Here is a 16,028-nt window from a genome sequence, read left to right as displayed (position 1 = left end):
GCAGGCCATATCACGCAAAGTGCGGTGCTTATGGCTTATGGGAATAAGGGGCTGTTTCAGCGTTACGCTCCCACAGGGTGCGGGGTTGATCAGACGATTTGTGGTCGGCAAAGATCCACTGTGGGAGCGAGCCTGCTCGCGATGGCGTCGTCACTGACGCCATCACTCTCAGCCACTAACCGAATATTTAGCCGCAGCCCACGCCCAGTGTTCTGTGCCCAAAGACTCCCGCCCTGACGTTTCACAGCATTCCTCGCAATGCTCAACCCCAAGCCGAATCCGCCATCCCCCGGCCGCGAGCCGTCGAGTCGAATGAACGGACAGAAGATCCGCTCCAGATCCGCCTCAGCCACCCCGCCGCCCTCGTCTTCCAGCCACAAATGCCAGAAGTCGCCGTCACGTTGCCCGCTGAAACGAACGATACCGCCACTCGGCGAATGACGAATGGCATTGCGCAGAATGTTCTCCAGCGCCTGCGCCAGGGTGTTGAGATTGCCCCGAACCCAACAGGACGAATCTACCGCGCACTGCAACTGGCTCGCCGGCCAGGCACTTTCATAACAAGCGTTTTCCGTGAGCATTTCCCACAGTGCCTGGACCTGGATCGCTTCGTCGGGCAACGGGGCGCGCTCGGTGTCGAGCCAGGCCAGTTGCAGAGTGTCTTCTACCAGCCGCTGCATGCCATCGACTTCCCGACCGATGCGCTCGCGCAATTGCGCCAGCCCCTGCTCGCTTTCGCTGGCGACCCGCAGACGGCTCAGCGGCGTGCGCAGTTCGTGGGACAAGTCGCGCAGCAATTGCTGCTGCAGGGCCACAGTGCTTTGCAATCGCTCGGCCATGTGGTCGAAGGCCCGACCCAGCTCTCCGAGTTCATCCGAACGCTTGGTGGTGCTGCTCGACAGACGCACATTCAACTGGTCGGCGCGCCAGGCATTGGCCTGCTCGCGCAATTGATTCAACGGTACGACCAGCAGCCGATACAGGCCGACGCACAGCAACAGCGTGAACAATCCCGGGATGATGCCGTTGGTGATCACGCGCCAGAACAGCCTGTATTGGCCGGGCATGAAGCGCTGGGGCAGTTCGATGACCAGGCTGCCAGCCGTCGAATCGCCGGGAAACGGCACGCGCAGCCACGGCAGGCGTTTCTTGTGAATGGGCCAATCCAGGCCGCGCAGGAAAGTCAGTCGCTCGATTTCCTGGTCAGTGAGCGGCTGGCTGCTTAGGGACTGCAAATCACCGCTGATGACGCCAACCCAGCCTGTTTCACGCTGTTTCATGCCTTGCAGCCAGGCATCGACGCCCGCGCTCTGCTCCGAACGCCACGCCTGCTCGGCCTCGGCGGCATACCCCGTCAGCGTGACTCGGGCCTGATCCGACAGAAACTGGTTTCGCTGCTCCATGTAGCGCCCCCAGGACCAGCTCAGCCAGATCATCAGCAGACAGAACGCCACCAACAGACACGCCAGTTTCCAGAACAGCGAGTGTCGGCCCGGCAAGTCAGACCATTTCATCGCCGGCACTCAACACGTAACCCTTGCCCCAGACCGTACGCACTTGCCGCTCGGTGTAGCCGATGCCTTTGAGTTTGCGGCGGATCTGACTGATGTGCATGTCGAGGCTGCGGTCATGGGCGGCAAAACCGCGTTGCAGCACGTGCTGATAAAGGAAGGCTTTGCTCAGCACTTCATCGCCATTGCGATTCAAGGTGTCCAGCAATCGATACTCGCTGCGGGTCAGGCCGGCGGCGAGTTCGCCATAGGAAACGTCACAGAGTTCGTCATCGAAACGCAGGCTGTCGACCGAGGACGTCGCCGCTGCCCGCTCCGGCCGACGGTCGAGCGCCACCCGGCGCAGGATCGCTTCGATGCGCACACGCAACTCGGCCATGCTGAAAGGCTTTGGCAGGTAATCATCGGCCCCCAGGCGAAAACCGCTGATGCGATCCGCCTCGGCGCCCAGCGCCGACATCAGCACCACCGGGGTCGAATGGCTCTGGCGCAGTTGCGTCAGCACGTTCAACCCGTTCAACCCTGGCAGCAAAATGTCCATCAGCACCACGTCGAAGGGTTGTTGGCGGGCAATGTCCAGGCCTTCCCGGCCGTTCTGGCACCAGGTCACCTGAAAACCGCACCGGCCCAGATGCTCGTGCACATAAGCGCCGAGCACGAGATCGTCTTCAATGGACAGGATGCGGGGATGGCCAACAGAGATGGGAGTCATGAGTATCTGCAAATAATTCTCAGTTGGCGATTATTCAAGATTGCCTGACGTTGGGCAACCCAAGGTTTGCCCGTGGCGCGAAAGCGCCGGTCCGGCCGAAGAATGACGACATCAATTTTACGAAGATTGCCTGCCTGCAAATCGCTACACTGGCCCGATGGCGCGTGCCGGACGCACGTGCAGGTCAATCAATAGCTGGATGCAGGAGAGATGCGTGCTCAAGAAACTGGGAATTAAAGGCCGCGTGCTGTTGCTGACCCTGTTGCCGACCAGCCTGATGGCGCTGATCCTGGGTGGCTATTTCACCTGGATGCAGCAATCCGACCTGCAAACCCAACTGATGCAGCGCGGTGAGATGATCGCCGAACAGCTCGCGCCCTTGGTGGCCCCGGCCATGGGTCGCAAAGACAACGAGCTGCTGGAGCGTATCGCCACCCAGTCGCTGGAAACACCGGACGTGCGCGCCGTGACCTTCCTCGCCGCCGACCGTACGCCCGTAGCCCACGCCGGCCCGACCATGCTCAACCCGGCGCCGTTGGGCAATGGCTCAAAAATGCTGCGCCACAGTGGCAACGATGCGACACGCTATCTGCTGCCGGTCTTTGGCAAGCACCGCAACCTTGCCGGCGACCTGATACCGGATGAAGCCGACCGACTGTTGGGCTGGGTCGAACTCGAACTGTCCCACAGCGGCATGCTGCTGCGCGGTTACCGCAGCCTGTTCGCCAGCCTGCTGCTGATCAGCGCGGGCCTGGCCGGCGCGGCGCTGCTCGCCTTGCGCATGGGCCGGACCATCAACCGGCCGATCAGCCAGATCAAACTGGCGGTAGCGCAACTCAAGGACGGCCATCTGGAAACCCGTCTGCCACCCCTTGGCAGTCAGGAACTGGATGAGCTCGCGTCCGGCATCAACCGCATGGCCGGCACGTTGCAAAACGCGCAGGAAGAGTTGCAGAACAGTGTCGACCAGGCCACCGAAGACGTGCGCCAGAACCTGGAAACCATCGAGATCCAGAACATCGAACTGGACCTGGCGCGCAAGGAAGCCCTGGAAGCGAGCCGGATCAAATCCGAGTTCCTGGCCAACATGAGCCATGAAATCCGCACCCCGCTCAATGGCATTCTCGGCTTTACGCACCTGCTGCAAAAAAGCGAGCTGACCCCGCGTCAGCTCGACTACCTGGGCACCATCGAAAAGTCCGCCGACAGCCTGCTGGGGATCATCAACGAGATCCTCGACTTCTCGAAAATCGAGGCCGGCAAGCTGGTGCTCGACAATATTCCGTTCAACCTGCGCGACCTGCTGCAGGACACCCTGACCATCCTCGCCCCGGCCGCCCATGCCAAACAGCTTGAGTTGGTGAGCCTGGTGTATCGCGACACGCCGTTGTCGCTGGTGGGCGATCCGCTTCGGCTCAAGCAGATCCTCACCAACCTGGTGAGCAACGCGATCAAGTTCACTCGCGAAGGCACCATCGTCGCCCGGGCCATGCTCGAAGAAGAACACGAAGACAGCGTGCAACTGCGCATCAGCATTCAGGACACCGGCATCGGCCTGTCGAACCAGGATGTGCGCGCGCTGTTCCAGGCGTTCAGCCAGGCTGACAATTCGCTGTCCCGACAGCCAGGAGGCACGGGCCTGGGTCTGGTGATTTCCAAGCGCCTGATCGAACAGATGGGCGGCGAGATCGGTGTCGACAGTACGCCGGGCGAAGGTTCGGAATTCTGGATCAGCCTCAGCCTGCCCAAGACCCGCGACGACGCCGAAGACCTGCCCGGCCCGCCGCTGCTCGGGCGCCGCGTCGCGGTGCTGGAAAACCATGAACTGGCCCGTCAGGCCTTGCAGCATCAGCTGGAAGATTGCGGCCTGGCTGTCACGCCGTTCAATACCCTGGAAAGCCTGACCAATGGCGTGACCGGCGCGCATCAGACCGATCAGGCGATCGATCTGGCGGTGCTCGGCATCACCAGCAACGACATGCCACCGGAGCGCCTCAACCAGCACATCTGGGACCTCGAACACCTGGGCTGCAAAGTGTTGGTGCTGTGCCCGACCACCGAACAGACGCTGTTCCACCTCTCGGTGCCCAACCCGCACAGTCAGCTTCAGGCCAAACCGGCCTGCACCCGCAAGTTGCGTCGGGCATTGTCCGATCTGGTCAACCCGCGCCAGCAGCGCAGCGAGCCCGGCGAACCGGTATCGAGCCGCGCACCGAAGGTGCTGTGCGTCGACGACAACCCGGCCAACTTGTTGCTGGTGCAAACCCTGCTCGAAGACATGGGTGCCAAGGTGCTCGCGGTCGAAAGCGGTTACGCGGCAGTCAAAGCAGTGCAAAGCGAGACTTTTGACCTGGTGTTGATGGACGTGCAAATGCCCGGCATGGACGGACGTCAAAGCACCGAGGCGATTCGTCAGTGGGAAAGCGAGCGGCATTGCACGCCGCTGCCGATCGTCGCCCTCACCGCCCACGCCATGGCCAACGAAAAACGCGCGCTGCTGCAAAGCGGCATGGACGACTACCTGACCAAACCGATCAGCGAACGGCAACTGGCCCAGGTGGTGTTGAAGTGGACAGGCCTGGCGTTGCGCAATCACGGGCCGGAGCGTTCCAGCGACAGCCATGGCGGCGCCCATGAATTGCAGGTGCTCGACCACGACGAAGGCTTGCGCCTGGCCGCCGGCAAGGCCGATCTGGCCGCGGACATGCTGGCGATGTTGCTGGCCTCCCTGGAAGCTGATCGCGAGGCCATTCGCCTGGCCCGGGAAACCAATGACAACAACGCCTTGATCGAGCGTGTCCACCGCCTGCACGGCGCGACTCGTTATTGCGGCGTCCCGCAACTGCGTGCCGCCTGCCAGCGCAGCGAAACCCTGCTCAAGCAACAGGACCCCAAAGCCCCCGGCGCCCTGGAAGAACTCGACCGTGCGATCAACCGCCTGGCCGCCCATGCCCGGATAAACGCTTGATGCAGCGCAATGGCGCCGGCCAGCATCGGCGCTAAGCTCACCGGGTTCTGTTCGTCGCGGCACCATTCCAGGTGTGGGAGCCCCTCGCCACAGCCGTTCGCACAATAGAACGGTGCGCGGCCACACAGGACTCGAAAAAAATCAGGAGGACCGTATGCGCACGATTCTTTTCAGCAGCCAGACCTACGACCGTGACAGTTTTCTGGGCACCGAGCTGCCTGCCGGTATCGAGCTGCACTTTCAATCGGCGCGGCTGAGCCTCGATACGGTGGCGCTGGCGGAGCATCACGAGGTGGTCTGCGCGTTCATCAATGATGACTTGAGCGCGCCGGTGCTGGAACGTCTGGCAGCGGGCGGCACACGCTTGATCGCCCTGCGCTCGGCCGGTTACAACCATGTCGATCTCGCGGCGGCGAAGCGTTTAGGGCTGTCAATTGTGCGGGTCCCGGCGTACTCGCCGCACGCGGTGGCCGAGCACGCGGTGGCGCTGATCCTGGCGCTCAACCGCCGCCTGCACCGCGCCTACAACCGTACCCGCGAAGGGGATTTCAGCCTGCACGGCCTGACCGGTTTCGATTTGGTGGGCAAGACGGTCGGCGTGGTCGGCACCGGGCAGATCGGCGCAACCTTCGCGAAAATCATGAACGGTTTCGGTTGCCGGTTGCTGGCCTACGACCCCTACCCCAATCCGCAGGTCGAAGCCCTCGGCGCCCGCTACCTGAGCTTGCCGCAATTGCTGGCCGAGTCGCAGATCATCAGCCTGCACTGCCCGCTCAATGAACAGAGCAAACACTTGATCAACCGTGAATCACTGGCGCACTTGCAGCCCGGCGCGATGTTGATCAACACCGGACGCGGCGGCCTGGTGGACACGCCGGCGCTGATTGATGCACTGAAGGACGGCCAATTGGGGTATCTGGGGCTGGATGTCTATGAAGAGGAAGCGCAGCTGTTCTTCGAGGACCGCTCCGACCTGCCGCTGCAGGACGATGTGCTGGCGCGGCTGCTGACCTTTCCGAACGTGATCATCACCGCGCACCAGGCCTTCCTGACCCGCGAAGCCCTGGACGCAATTGCCACGACCACCCTGCAGAACATCGCAGCCTGGGCCGCTGGCACGCCGCAGAATCAGGTCGAGGGCTGAGCCGGTCAGGCCTTGGACAAGAGAATCATCAGGCCCAGCCAGCCGAAACCCAGCAAGCGTTGCCCCACGGAATGCCCGCGACGCAGCAGGAACCAGACAAAAAACGGCGGCAGAAAGAAAATCATCAGCTTCAGCCACAGTTCCACCGGACGCACGCCGTTGGAGGCGGGCATCGGCGCCGCCATCTCGATTGGGGCTGCGGTTTTGCGTTTACGCCCGAATGCGGCCGGGGTCACCCTGGCCACTTTCTCATCCTCCGGTAAACGCCCGAAAGAAAGGGGTGCCTGCACAGGCGCTGCCGTCGAAGTGGCCGCTTGCACCGTTCCCGCCGGTGCACCGCAATGAATGCAAGCAGGCGCCGTGGAGCTGATGCGTTGCTTGCACTCATAACATTCGATTAACGCCATGTCCGTTCCTTAGAAATGCAAAAGCGGCAGTGTGCCATGAGTCGACCGGTGATTTGAACCAGATCGAAGGTCATCTGCCCGCGCCATGCTGCGAGCAGGCCCGTGATAGCATACCGCGCATATTTGGAGGACCCATGGTCGAACACGATTTCCGCTATAGCCTGATGAACCCGCAACACACCCTCACCGAATGCCGCGCCCTTGTGCCGGGGCGTTATCAAGTCACCGGCAACGGCGGCTCGATTCGTAATAACGACGTGCTGGTCGTGACCCTCAAAGGTGCCAAGGACCTGTCCATGCGCCTGACTGTGGAAACGGTTCGCCACTTGATCAACCCGCCCGGCCAATGGGTCGCAGTGGCCAGTGGTCCGGTGTTCGGCGAATTGGCGATCCACACCTGGAAAGTCAACTGCGACAGCTGCGCCAAAGAGCTGAGCTTTGAGTTTGCGGTCGATGCCAAACTGGGCAACAAGGCAGAAAAACCTGCCGCCACTGCGCGGATTGCCGAGCTGGGCTGGACCACCGTTGGCGAGAAGCACCTGTGCCCGACCTGCCAGGAGCCCGCGTGATGAAACACCTCGCCCTGACCGCCCTGGTTGGTGCCAGCCTGCTGGGCTGCGCCGCCGAGCCGGTGAAATTGCAACAAAACCGCAGCTACATCCTGGAATGGATCGGCGAACGTCCACTGATGGATTACAGCCACCTGACCATCACCCTCGGTGAAGACGGTCGGGCTTACGGCAATGGCGGCTGCAACCACTGGTTTGCACCGTACACGCTCGAAGGTGACAAGCTGAGCTTCGGCAAAATCGGCAGCACCCGCAAAATGTGCGCACCAGCCGTGATGGAGCAGGAAAAGCGCTTCATGCAGGCCCTGGAAAATGTGCAGCGCTGGGATGTTTCGCCGATCGAACAGATGCGCTTCTGGCCGGCCGAAGGCAAGCCGTTGCGTTGGTGGCTTGAAGAGGGTTGATAACCCCGAGCTGTGGCCAAGTGAATACCTGTGGCGAGGGAGCTTGCTCCCTCGCCACAAGATCCATGCGCAGTCACTTGACCGCTTGCAACGCCTCAAGCTTGGCCATCACCCCCGCCGCCGTCTGCTCGCCCATCAATTGCTCGCGCACCTTGCCTTTGTTGTCGATGATGTAGGTCACCGGCAATGCCTCGCTGCGCGGCAACTCGAAAAGATCCGCCGGGTCCGACGCCAGCACGGTGAACTTGATCCCCAGTTTCTCGCTGGCGCTTTTCAGCTCTTCCCCCTGCACATTGTCGAAATTGACCCCGAACACACCTATCTTCTTGTCCTTCAACTGATCCGCCAGCGTATTCAACTCCGGGATCTCGGTACGGCACGGGCCGCACCATTCAGCCCAGTAGTTGAGGACCACCCATTGGTTGTCCAGACGTTCGGCGGCGACTTTCTGGCCGTTCTGGTCGATGCCATAGTCGTTGCCACAGCCCCCCAGCATCAACGTACCGATGATCGCCAATGCTGCTGCCAGTCGTCTTGTCATGTCGTAATCCTTGTTCAAAATTGAATGCGCCTGCGACCCATCGCCTCCCGAGGTTCTGGATTACGCGCTGCACAGTTAGAATAGCCGCCACCTTACGCAAGATGCGACCCGCACATGACCGATCTGACGCTTTATCACAACCCGCGCTGCTCGAAATCCCGCGGTGCGCTCGAACTGCTGGAAGCCCGTGGCCTGACCCCGACCGTGGTCCGCTACCTGGAAACGCCGCTGGACGCCGCGCAAATCCAGAGCCTGCTGACCAAACTCGGCATCAGCGCCCGGCAACTGCTGCGCACCGGCGAGGACGAATACAAGACTCTCAACCTGGCCGACAGCAGTTTGAGCGAGGAGCAATTGATCGCCGCCATCGCCGCCAACCCGAAACTCATGGAGCGACCGATTCTGGAAGTCGGCGACAAAGCCATCATCGGCCGTCCGCCGGAGAATGTGCTGGAGTTGCTGCCGTGAGCGCGCCGTACATTCTGGTTCTGTATTACAGCCGCAGCGGCTCGACCAATGAAATGGCCCGGCAAATTGCCCGTGGTGTCGAGCAGGCCGGGATGGAAGCGCGCTTGCGCACCGTGCCGCCGATCTCCACCGAATGCGAAGCCGTGTCGCCGGACATCCCCGACGAGGGCGCGCTGTACGCCAGTCTCGACGACCTGAAGCACTGCGCGGGCTTGGCCATGGGCAGTCCGACCCGGTTCGGCAACATGGCCGCGCCGCTCAAGTACTTCCTCGACGGCACCAGCAATCTTTGGCTGACGGGGGCGCTGGTGGGCAAACCGGCCGGGGTATTCACCTCCACCGCAAGCCTGCACGGTGGTCAGGAAACCACGCTGCTGTCGATGATGTTGCCGTTGCTGCACCACGGCATGCTGATTACCGGCCTGCCGTATAGCGAATCGGCCCTGCTGGAAACCCGTGGCGGCGGCACGCCGTATGGTGCCAGTCATCACGCCGGGGCGGATGGCAAAAGCGGTTTGAACGAACATGAAGTCGCGCTGTGCCGGGCCTTGGGCCTGCGTCTGGCGAAGACTGCGCAGAAACTGGGGAACTGACGTGGCGAAAAAGCCGAAGATTCTGCCCTCGATCGAATGGCTCGAACCGCGGGTCCGGGCGATGCGCGCGATCAGCCTGCTGTGCTTTTTCGGGCTGGTGGGGCTGCTGTGCGCCTATTATCTGGTATTTGCCGACCTGCACGGCGCCCGGCCGTGGGTGATTTTGCTGATCGAACTGGTGCCCCTGCTATTGCTCGCACCGGGGATGATCATCGGCAGCGCACGCGGGCATTCGTGGATGTGCTTTGTGGTGAATCTGTATTTCATCAAGGGCGCACTGGCCGCGTATGACCCCAATCGGCAGCTGTTTGGCTTGCTGGAAATGGGCGCGAGCCTGGCGGTGTTTTGCTCGGCGCTGTTGTATGTGCGGTGGCGGTTTCAGTTGAATCGCAAGTTGGCGGGTGAAGGCGAGATCTCCGCCGCCTGATCTGACGCCTTCGCGGGCAAGCCTCGCTCCTACAAGGGCTGCACCGCACCTGTAGGAGCAAAGCTTGCTCGCGAAGGCCACGACTCGGTCTTAATGATTGACGGTGTACGCCAGCATCATCGAAATCTGGCTCATCGGCCGGCCGCCACTCTGTTCATGCCACTGGTTGAACACATCCTGCACCAACGCCAGGTCCCGCTGGCTGGTCGGCACCTTGTCGACGATCTTCTGCGCGTTCAGCCCCGCCACCACGTCATAGCTCGGCACAAACGTATCCTTGCCGACCATGCGCAAGAAACGCGGCGCCGACAACCCGCCCAATTGATGGCCGCGCTTTTTCAGGTACGTCCACAGCCCGACGATGTCCGTCACCGGCCAATCGGCGATCAATGCGCCGAAGCTGCCCTTCTCATGCGCCACGTCCAGTACGAACTGCGCATTGCGCGGCACGCTCTTGAGCTTGCCCAGGTGTCGGATGATCCGCGCGTCCTGCATCAGGCGCTCAAGGTGTTCGGCGCTCATCAGCACCACCTTTTCCGGGTCGAACTTGAAGAACACTTCTTCGAACGACGGCCACTTGGCGTCCACAAGACTGTGTTTGAGGCCGGCGCGAAACACGCGCAGGGCCATGGTCGAGAGATAACGATCGTCGCTGATCTTGCGCAGTTGCGCCGGGGTCTTGGGAACGGGCAGATGGGCTTCCAGTTCAGCTGCTGAACCGAAGCGATTCAGACAGTATTCGTGCAGCCACTTGTAATCGCGCATGCCCTCTCCTGGAGGTTGAAACAAAAAACAATTGCAGGAGTGAGCCTGCTCGCGATAGCGGTGTGTCATTCAACGTTGATGTCGACTGACACGACGCAATCGCGAGCAGGCTCACTCCTACAGTTTCTGATTAGAGGTTGACCACGTTGACGAACCGCGAAGCGGCGGTTTCGTCGATCTTGAGGCTGGTGAAGTCGAACAGGTTACGGTCCGCCAGTTGCGACGGTTGCACGTTCTGCAAGCTGCGGAAAATGCTTTCGGTGCGGCCCGGGGTCTTGCGTTCCCACTCTTGCAGCATGTCCTTGACCACCTGACGTTGCAGGTTTTCCTGGGAGCCGCAGAGGTTGCACGGGATGATCGGGAATTGCTTGAAGTCCGAGTAGGCCTGAATGTCTTTTTCGTTGCAGTAGGCCAGCGGCCGGATCACCACGTTGCGGCCGTCGTCGGCGCGCAGCTTCGGCGGCATGGCCTTGAGCGAACCGTTGAAGAACATATTAAGGAAGAACGTCTCGACGATGTCGTCGCGGTGGTGACCGAGGGCCATTTTGGTCGCGCCGATTTCGTCGGCAAAGGTGTAGAGCGTGCCGCGACGCAGGCGCGAGCACAACGAGCAGGTGGTCTTGCCTTCCGGGATCAGCTCCTTGACCACCGAGTAAGTGTCTTTCTCGACAATGTGGTACTCGATGCCCAGCGTTTTCAGATAGGCCGGCAACACGTGTTCAGGGAAGCCTGGCTGTTTCTGGTCCATGTTCACGGCCACGATCTCGAACTTGATCGGAGCGACCTTCTGCAAGTGCAAGAGCACGTCGAGCATGGTGTAGCTGTCCTTGCCACCGGACAGGCAGACCATGACCTTGTCGCCGTCTTCAATCATGTTGAAATCGGCAACAGCCTCACCCGCCTGACGGCGAAGGCGCTTTTGCAGTTTGTTCTGGTTGACCGTGAGAGTACCCATGACGCGAGATCCGTAAGGTGTGACGAAAGGCCGGCATTTTACGCAAAAACCCATCGTCGGCGAAGTGCCTGGCGACTGCACTTTATCTGAGCGGAGCATACCCCTGTGGCGAGGGAGCTTGCTCCCGCTGGGTCGCGCAGCGGCCCCAAAACCATCCTGCACCATCGGGTCAGTCAAACCCCGTCGGCCGTTTTTGCGACGGCTGCGCAGCCGAACGGGAGCAAGTTCCCTCGCCACATAGGTCGCGCAAGACCCTACGGCGATTAACAGCAGGGTTTACAGCGCAATTTGCTCTAACGCCCTACAACCTGCGTCGTGAAGACCTTTCTATACTGCGACATAAGGTCGCATACATATCCAGACCTTTTACTTACTTGGCCACTTTGGCCTGTAGGCGCTCCACTGGGGGGCGACGGTAAAAACAAGAGGAGTGACTGGCATGATCCATCACGTAGTGGGGCTCTTCACCCACCCCGACCAGGAATGGAAAGAAATCCGTGGCGACCAAGAGGAAAGCATCAGCCACATGTACCTGACTCACACGCTGATTCTGGCGGCAATTCCCGCTGTGTCGGCGTTTATCGGCACCACTCAGGTCGGCTGGGTCATCGGCAATCGAGCGCCGGTCATGTTGACCCAGGAAAGCGCGCTATGGATGACGATCATGTCGTACCTGGCGATGCTCGGCGGCGTCGCGGTCATGGGCGCATTCATCCACTGGATGGCCCGTACTTATGACGCCAATCCAAGCCTGGCCCGCTGCGTTGCATTTGCGACCTATACCGCGACCCCGCTGTTCATCGGCGGTCTGGCGGCGCTGTACCCTCATATGTGGCTGGGGATGATCGTCGGAACGGCGGCCATCTGCTACACGGTGTACTTGCTGTATGTGGGGCTACCCACTTTCATGAACATTCCATCAGACGAGGGCTTTCTGTTTTCCAGTTCGGTACTTGCCGTAGGCCTGGTGGTGCTGGTCGCCATCATGGCGTTTACAGTGATTGTCTGGGGACTCGGCGTGGGGCCGGTCTACACCAATTAGCAACTCACCACCCAAAAACAAGATCTGCCAACACAGGCCGCCGCAAGGCGGCCTTCTAATGTGTGAGGGGTAACGACCATTCGGCGCCTCGGCGATTCGCAAGGCCCCGGGGTTGCGGCATACTCGACGTCTCTGGAGATCCATCAAGCATGCCCGAGCAACTCAATACCCGCGTCGAAGACTGTTATCAGCTGGCCGAATCCTTTTTCAAACGAACTTTCAAACGCCCCGTGGTGAGCCTCAAGCTGCGCGGTCAAAAAGCCGGTGTCGCGCATTTGCACGAGAACCTGCTGCGCTTCAATCCGCAGCTGTACCGGGAAAACACTGAAGACTTCCTCAAGCAGACCGTGGCCCACGAAGTCGCGCACCTGATCGCCCATCAACTGTTCGGCGACCGCATTCAGCCGCACGGTGAAGAGTGGCAATTGATCATGCGCGGCGTGTACGAACTGCCGCCCAATCGCTGCCACACCTACGACGTCAAACGCCGCAGCGTGACGCGCTACATCTACAAATGCCCGTGCGTCGACAGCGATTTCCCGTTTTCGGCCCAGCGCCATGGCCTGGTACGGCAAGGGCGGCGGTATTTGTGCCGGCGGTGCCGCAGCACGTTGGTGTTCAGTGGGGAGATGCGGGTCGAGTAGTCAGATTTGTGGTGGCGGTGCCGGACTCATCGCGAGCAGGCTCGCTCCCACAGGTATTGATTTCGAGCACAAGCTTTGTGAACGACACAGATCCTGTGGGAGCGAGGCTTGCCCGCGAAGAGGCCGGTACAGACGCTAGAGAATCACCTTGGCACGGCGCAATTCTGCAATCCGCTCAGCACTCATCCCCAACTCCCCCAACACCTGATCCGTATGCTGCCCCAACACCGCGCCGATATGCCGCGGCGCCGGCAATCCCTCTGAGAATTTCAACGGGCACGCCATCTGCGCCTGCGCAGAACCGTCCCCCCGCGGCACCTGCGTCACCAACTCCCGCGCCTGCAACTGCGGATGCTGCACCGCCTCGGCCAAACTCAGCACCGGCTCGACACACGCATCGACCCCGGCAAACAACTCGCACAGTTGCGCAAAGTCATGTTTCTCGAATTCGGCTTTCAACTCATTCTTCAGTACCTGTTGCTCGGCGGGTTTGGGCGACAGGCCCTTGGCCGCCAGCTCCGGCCGCCCCAGCGCGCTGCACAGTTGCTGCATGAAGGCCGGTTCCAGACTGCCCACCGATAACCAGCGCCCGTCCCGCGAACGGTAGTAGTCGTAGAAGCTGCCGCCATTGAGCATCTGATCCTCCCTGCCCGGCTCCACACCACAGGCCAGGTACCCGGCGCCGGCCATGGCGTTGAGGCTGAAGGCGCAGTCGGTCATGCTCACATCCAGATGCTGCCCCACCCCGCTGTGCTGGCGAGCGATCACCGCCGCCAGCAGCCCGATCACTCCGTGCAACGAGCCGCCGGCGACATCTGCCACCTGCATGCCCAATGGCAGCGGCCCGCTCTCGGTGCGGCCGGTGTAGCTCGCCAGCCCCGCCAGCGCCAGGTAGTTGATATCGTGACCGGCGCGGTCCTTGTAGGGGCCGCTCTGGCCATAACCGGTAATCGACACGTAAATCAGCCGCGGATTGATCGCCTTCAAGGCTTCATAGCCCAGGCCCAGGCGTTCCATCACACCGGGGCGGAACTGTTCCAGCACGATGTCGTGGTCCGCCAGCAATTGCTTGATCACCTCCAGCGCCTCGGGCTGCTTGAGGTCCAGCGCCAGGCTGCGCTTGTTGCGATTGAGGTAGGCGTGGCTGGCCGACACCCCGTGATCGTGCGGCGGCAACACCCGGAGCAAATCCATACGGGTCGGCGATTCGATGCGCAGGACTTGCGCGCCCATGTCCGCCAGCAACAACGAGGCAAACGGCCCCGGCAGCAGTGTCGAGAAATCCAGAACCTTGAGTGATGCCAGTGGACCGGGCATGAGCGACCTCCGTGAACGATGCCTTCAGCCTAGGCAGGCAAACGCATTGCAGCAATCACCTGAAGTGTCAGCAGCTGTGACCGTTGCGCTCAAATCACGGGCAAGAAAAAACCCGCCGAAGCGGGTTTTTCAATGCAGCCAGTCTTACTTGACGTTGCTAGGGGTTGGGCCTTCGGCCACGCCCAGGTCGTCTTCTTCACGGGTGTCGGAGATACCGCGACCACCGGAAGCCAGCTCGACTTGCAGCTTGTCTTCGTCCAGCTCTTTCACCCACTTGGCCACGACCAGGGTCGCAACCGCGTTACCGACCAGGTTGGTCAGCGCACGGGCTTCGGACATGAAACGGTCGATACCCAGGATCAGCGCCAGGCCGGCAACCGGCAAGTGGCCAACGGCCGACAGGGTTGCTGCCAGCACAATGAAACCACTGCCGGTCACGCCTGCAGCGCCTTTGGAGGACAACAGCAACACCAGCAACAGGGTGATCTGGTGGGTGATGTCCATGTGGGTGTCGGTCGCCTGAGCGATGAACACAGCGGCCATGGTCAGGTAGATCGACGTACCGTCGAGGTTGAACGAGTAGCCGGTCGGGATTACGAGGCCGACAACGGACTTCTGTGCACCCAGGCGTTCCATTTTGATCAGCATGCGCGGCAGAGCGGATTCCGAAGAGGAAGTGCCCAGTACGATCAGCAGTTCTTCACGGATGTAGCGAATCAATTTGATTACGCTGAAGCCGTGCGCGCGGCAGATGCCGCCCAGTACCACGAGCACAAACAGGATGCAGGTGATGTAGAAGCAGATCATCAGCTGACCGAGTTGCACCAGCGAACCGACACCGTAGGCACCGATGGTGAAGGCCATCGCACCGAACGCGCCGACTGGAGCGAGCTTCATGATCATGTTGATGATGTTGAACATCACGTGGGCAAAGCGATCGATGAAGTCCAGAACCGGCTTGCCGTAGGCACCCAGGCGATGCAGGGCGAAACCGAAGATCACCGAGAACATCAGCACTTGCAGGATGTCGCCGTTGGCGAAGGCGCCGACGATGGTGTTCGGGATCACATTGAGGATAAAGGCAACGATGCTCTGGTCTTTACCGGCCGAGATGAAGCCAGCGATTTTGCTGGTGTCCAGAGTCGTCACATCGATGTGCATGCCGGCGCCCGGTTGCACGACGTTGACCACGACCAGACCGATCAGCAAGGCAATGGTGGAGACGATTTCGAAGTACAGCAGCGCATAGCCACCGGTCTTGCCGACCGATTTCATGTTCTGCATGCCGGCGATACCGCTGACGACCGTACAGAAGATGATTGGCGCGATGACCATTTTGATCAGTTTGATGAACCCGTCACCCAGTGGCTTGAGGGCCACACCGGTCTGCGGATAGAAGTGACCGAGCAGGATGCCGATGGCGATAGCAACGATCACCTGGAAATACAGGGATTTATACAGTGGCTGACGAGTCGTCATTGCAAAGTTCCTCAAGAGTGCCCCGTGACAACATCCGTCTGTTGCCCAAGACACTTCAATTGCGAACCCTCCTGCACTGGAG

General features: G+C 60.9%; 17 protein-coding genes. 9 read left to right on the top strand and 8 right to left on the bottom strand.

Going from position 1 to position 16,028, the window contains the following annotated elements; translation table 11 throughout:
• Positions 1–89: 89 nt before the first annotated feature.
• Positions 90–1,514 carry a sensor histidine kinase gene (locus AB4N91_RS04695; protein ID WP_172791466.1) on the bottom strand — a complete coding sequence of 475 codons (1,425 nt, stop codon included), beginning with the start codon at positions 1,512–1,514 and terminating at the stop codon, positions 90–92.
• Positions 1,501–2,223, bottom strand: a complete 723-nt coding sequence (locus AB4N91_RS04690; RefSeq protein ID WP_460112147.1) for a response regulator transcription factor — start codon at positions 2,221–2,223, stop codon at positions 1,501–1,503. Before AB4N91_RS04690 ends, AB4N91_RS04695 begins: the two co-directional genes overlap by 14 nt.
• A gap of 214 nt (positions 2,224–2,437) precedes the next feature.
• Here AB4N91_RS04690 and AB4N91_RS04685 point away from each other — a divergent pair, with 214 nt between their 5' ends.
• Both AB4N91_RS04685 and AB4N91_RS04680 read left to right on the top strand, forming a co-directional pair.
• Positions 2,438–5,191, top strand: coding sequence for a response regulator (locus AB4N91_RS04685; protein WP_200666821.1), 2,754 nt, complete (start codon positions 2,438–2,440; stop codon positions 5,189–5,191).
• A 154-nt stretch (positions 5,192–5,345) separates the two neighbouring features.
• Entirely contained in the window at positions 5,346–6,335 is a 990-nt protein-coding gene (locus tag AB4N91_RS04680; RefSeq protein WP_102595526.1) for a 2-hydroxyacid dehydrogenase, read from the top strand.
• A 5-nt stretch (positions 6,336–6,340) separates the two neighbouring features.
• Here AB4N91_RS04680 and AB4N91_RS04675 read toward each other — a convergent pair whose 3' ends face one another.
• On the bottom strand, positions 6,341–6,742 hold the full coding sequence (locus AB4N91_RS04675; RefSeq protein ID WP_083375945.1) for a hypothetical protein: 402 nt from the start codon (positions 6,740–6,742) through the stop codon (positions 6,341–6,343).
• A gap of 134 nt (positions 6,743–6,876) precedes the next feature.
• On the opposite strand from AB4N91_RS04675, the gene AB4N91_RS04670 reads away from it, so the two are divergent.
• Positions 6,877–7,311, top strand: coding sequence for a hypothetical protein (locus AB4N91_RS04670; protein ID WP_010457109.1), 435 nt, complete (start codon positions 6,877–6,879; stop codon positions 7,309–7,311).
• Positions 7,311–7,715: an META domain-containing protein gene (locus tag AB4N91_RS04665; RefSeq protein WP_077749203.1), complete on the top strand. Its 405-nt coding sequence runs from the start codon at positions 7,311–7,313 to the stop codon at positions 7,713–7,715. Before AB4N91_RS04670 ends, AB4N91_RS04665 begins: the two co-directional genes overlap by 1 nt.
• Before the next feature lie 73 nt (positions 7,716–7,788).
• Here AB4N91_RS04665 and AB4N91_RS04660 read toward each other — a convergent pair whose 3' ends face one another.
• Positions 7,789–8,256, bottom strand: a complete 468-nt coding sequence (locus AB4N91_RS04660) for a TlpA disulfide reductase family protein (protein ID WP_077749202.1) — start codon at positions 8,254–8,256, stop codon at positions 7,789–7,791.
• 114 nt (positions 8,257–8,370) lie between these two features.
• Here AB4N91_RS04660 and arsC point away from each other — a divergent pair, with 114 nt between their 5' ends.
• From arsC to AB4N91_RS04645, 3 genes are read left to right on the top strand one after another with little or no spacing between them, the layout of a single operon-like run.
• Positions 8,371–8,724: an arsenate reductase (glutaredoxin) gene (gene arsC / locus AB4N91_RS04655; RefSeq protein ID WP_010457115.1), complete on the top strand. Its 354-nt coding sequence runs from the start codon at positions 8,371–8,373 to the stop codon at positions 8,722–8,724.
• Positions 8,721–9,317, top strand: coding sequence for an NAD(P)H:quinone oxidoreductase (gene wrbA / locus AB4N91_RS04650; protein WP_010457117.1), 597 nt, complete (start codon positions 8,721–8,723; stop codon positions 9,315–9,317). Before arsC ends, wrbA begins: the two co-directional genes overlap by 4 nt.
• Position 9,318: 1 nt before the next feature.
• A complete protein-coding gene (locus AB4N91_RS04645; RefSeq protein WP_010457118.1) occupies positions 9,319–9,744 on the top strand; it encodes a DUF2069 domain-containing protein in 426 nt (141 codons plus the stop codon).
• A gap of 90 nt (positions 9,745–9,834) precedes the next feature.
• Here AB4N91_RS04645 and AB4N91_RS04640 read toward each other — a convergent pair whose 3' ends face one another.
• Positions 9,835–10,509 carry a DNA-3-methyladenine glycosylase I gene (locus AB4N91_RS04640; RefSeq protein WP_077749200.1) on the bottom strand — a complete coding sequence of 225 codons (675 nt, stop codon included), beginning with the start codon at positions 10,507–10,509 and terminating at the stop codon, positions 9,835–9,837.
• A 130-nt stretch (positions 10,510–10,639) separates the two neighbouring features.
• Positions 10,640–11,464 carry a tRNA 2-thiocytidine(32) synthetase TtcA gene (ttcA, locus tag AB4N91_RS04635; protein WP_010457122.1) on the bottom strand — a complete coding sequence of 275 codons (825 nt, stop codon included), beginning with the start codon at positions 11,462–11,464 and terminating at the stop codon, positions 10,640–10,642.
• Between the two features lie 439 nt (positions 11,465–11,903).
• On the opposite strand from ttcA, the gene AB4N91_RS04630 reads away from it, so the two are divergent.
• Both AB4N91_RS04630 and AB4N91_RS04625 read left to right on the top strand, forming a co-directional pair.
• A complete protein-coding gene (locus AB4N91_RS04630) occupies positions 11,904–12,506 on the top strand; it encodes a Yip1 family protein (protein ID WP_010457124.1) in 603 nt (200 codons plus the stop codon).
• Positions 12,507–12,655: 149 nt separating this feature from the next.
• On the top strand, positions 12,656–13,150 hold the full coding sequence (locus AB4N91_RS04625; protein ID WP_010457127.1) for a SprT family zinc-dependent metalloprotease: 495 nt from the start codon (positions 12,656–12,658) through the stop codon (positions 13,148–13,150).
• Positions 13,151–13,285: 135 nt separating this feature from the next.
• On the opposite strand, the gene AB4N91_RS04620 is transcribed toward AB4N91_RS04625, so the two are convergent.
• Positions 13,286–14,467, bottom strand: coding sequence for a CaiB/BaiF CoA transferase family protein (locus tag AB4N91_RS04620; RefSeq protein ID WP_460112146.1), 1,182 nt, complete (start codon positions 14,465–14,467; stop codon positions 13,286–13,288).
• A gap of 144 nt (positions 14,468–14,611) precedes the next feature.
• Positions 14,612–15,946 carry a dicarboxylate/amino acid:cation symporter gene (locus AB4N91_RS04615; protein WP_010457131.1) on the bottom strand — a complete coding sequence of 445 codons (1,335 nt, stop codon included), beginning with the start codon at positions 15,944–15,946 and terminating at the stop codon, positions 14,612–14,614.
• Positions 15,947–16,028: the final 82 nt, after the last annotated feature.

The organism is Pseudomonas sp. H3_D04 (assembly GCF_054669175.1).
This window is presented reverse-complemented; position numbering and strand designations above follow the sequence as displayed.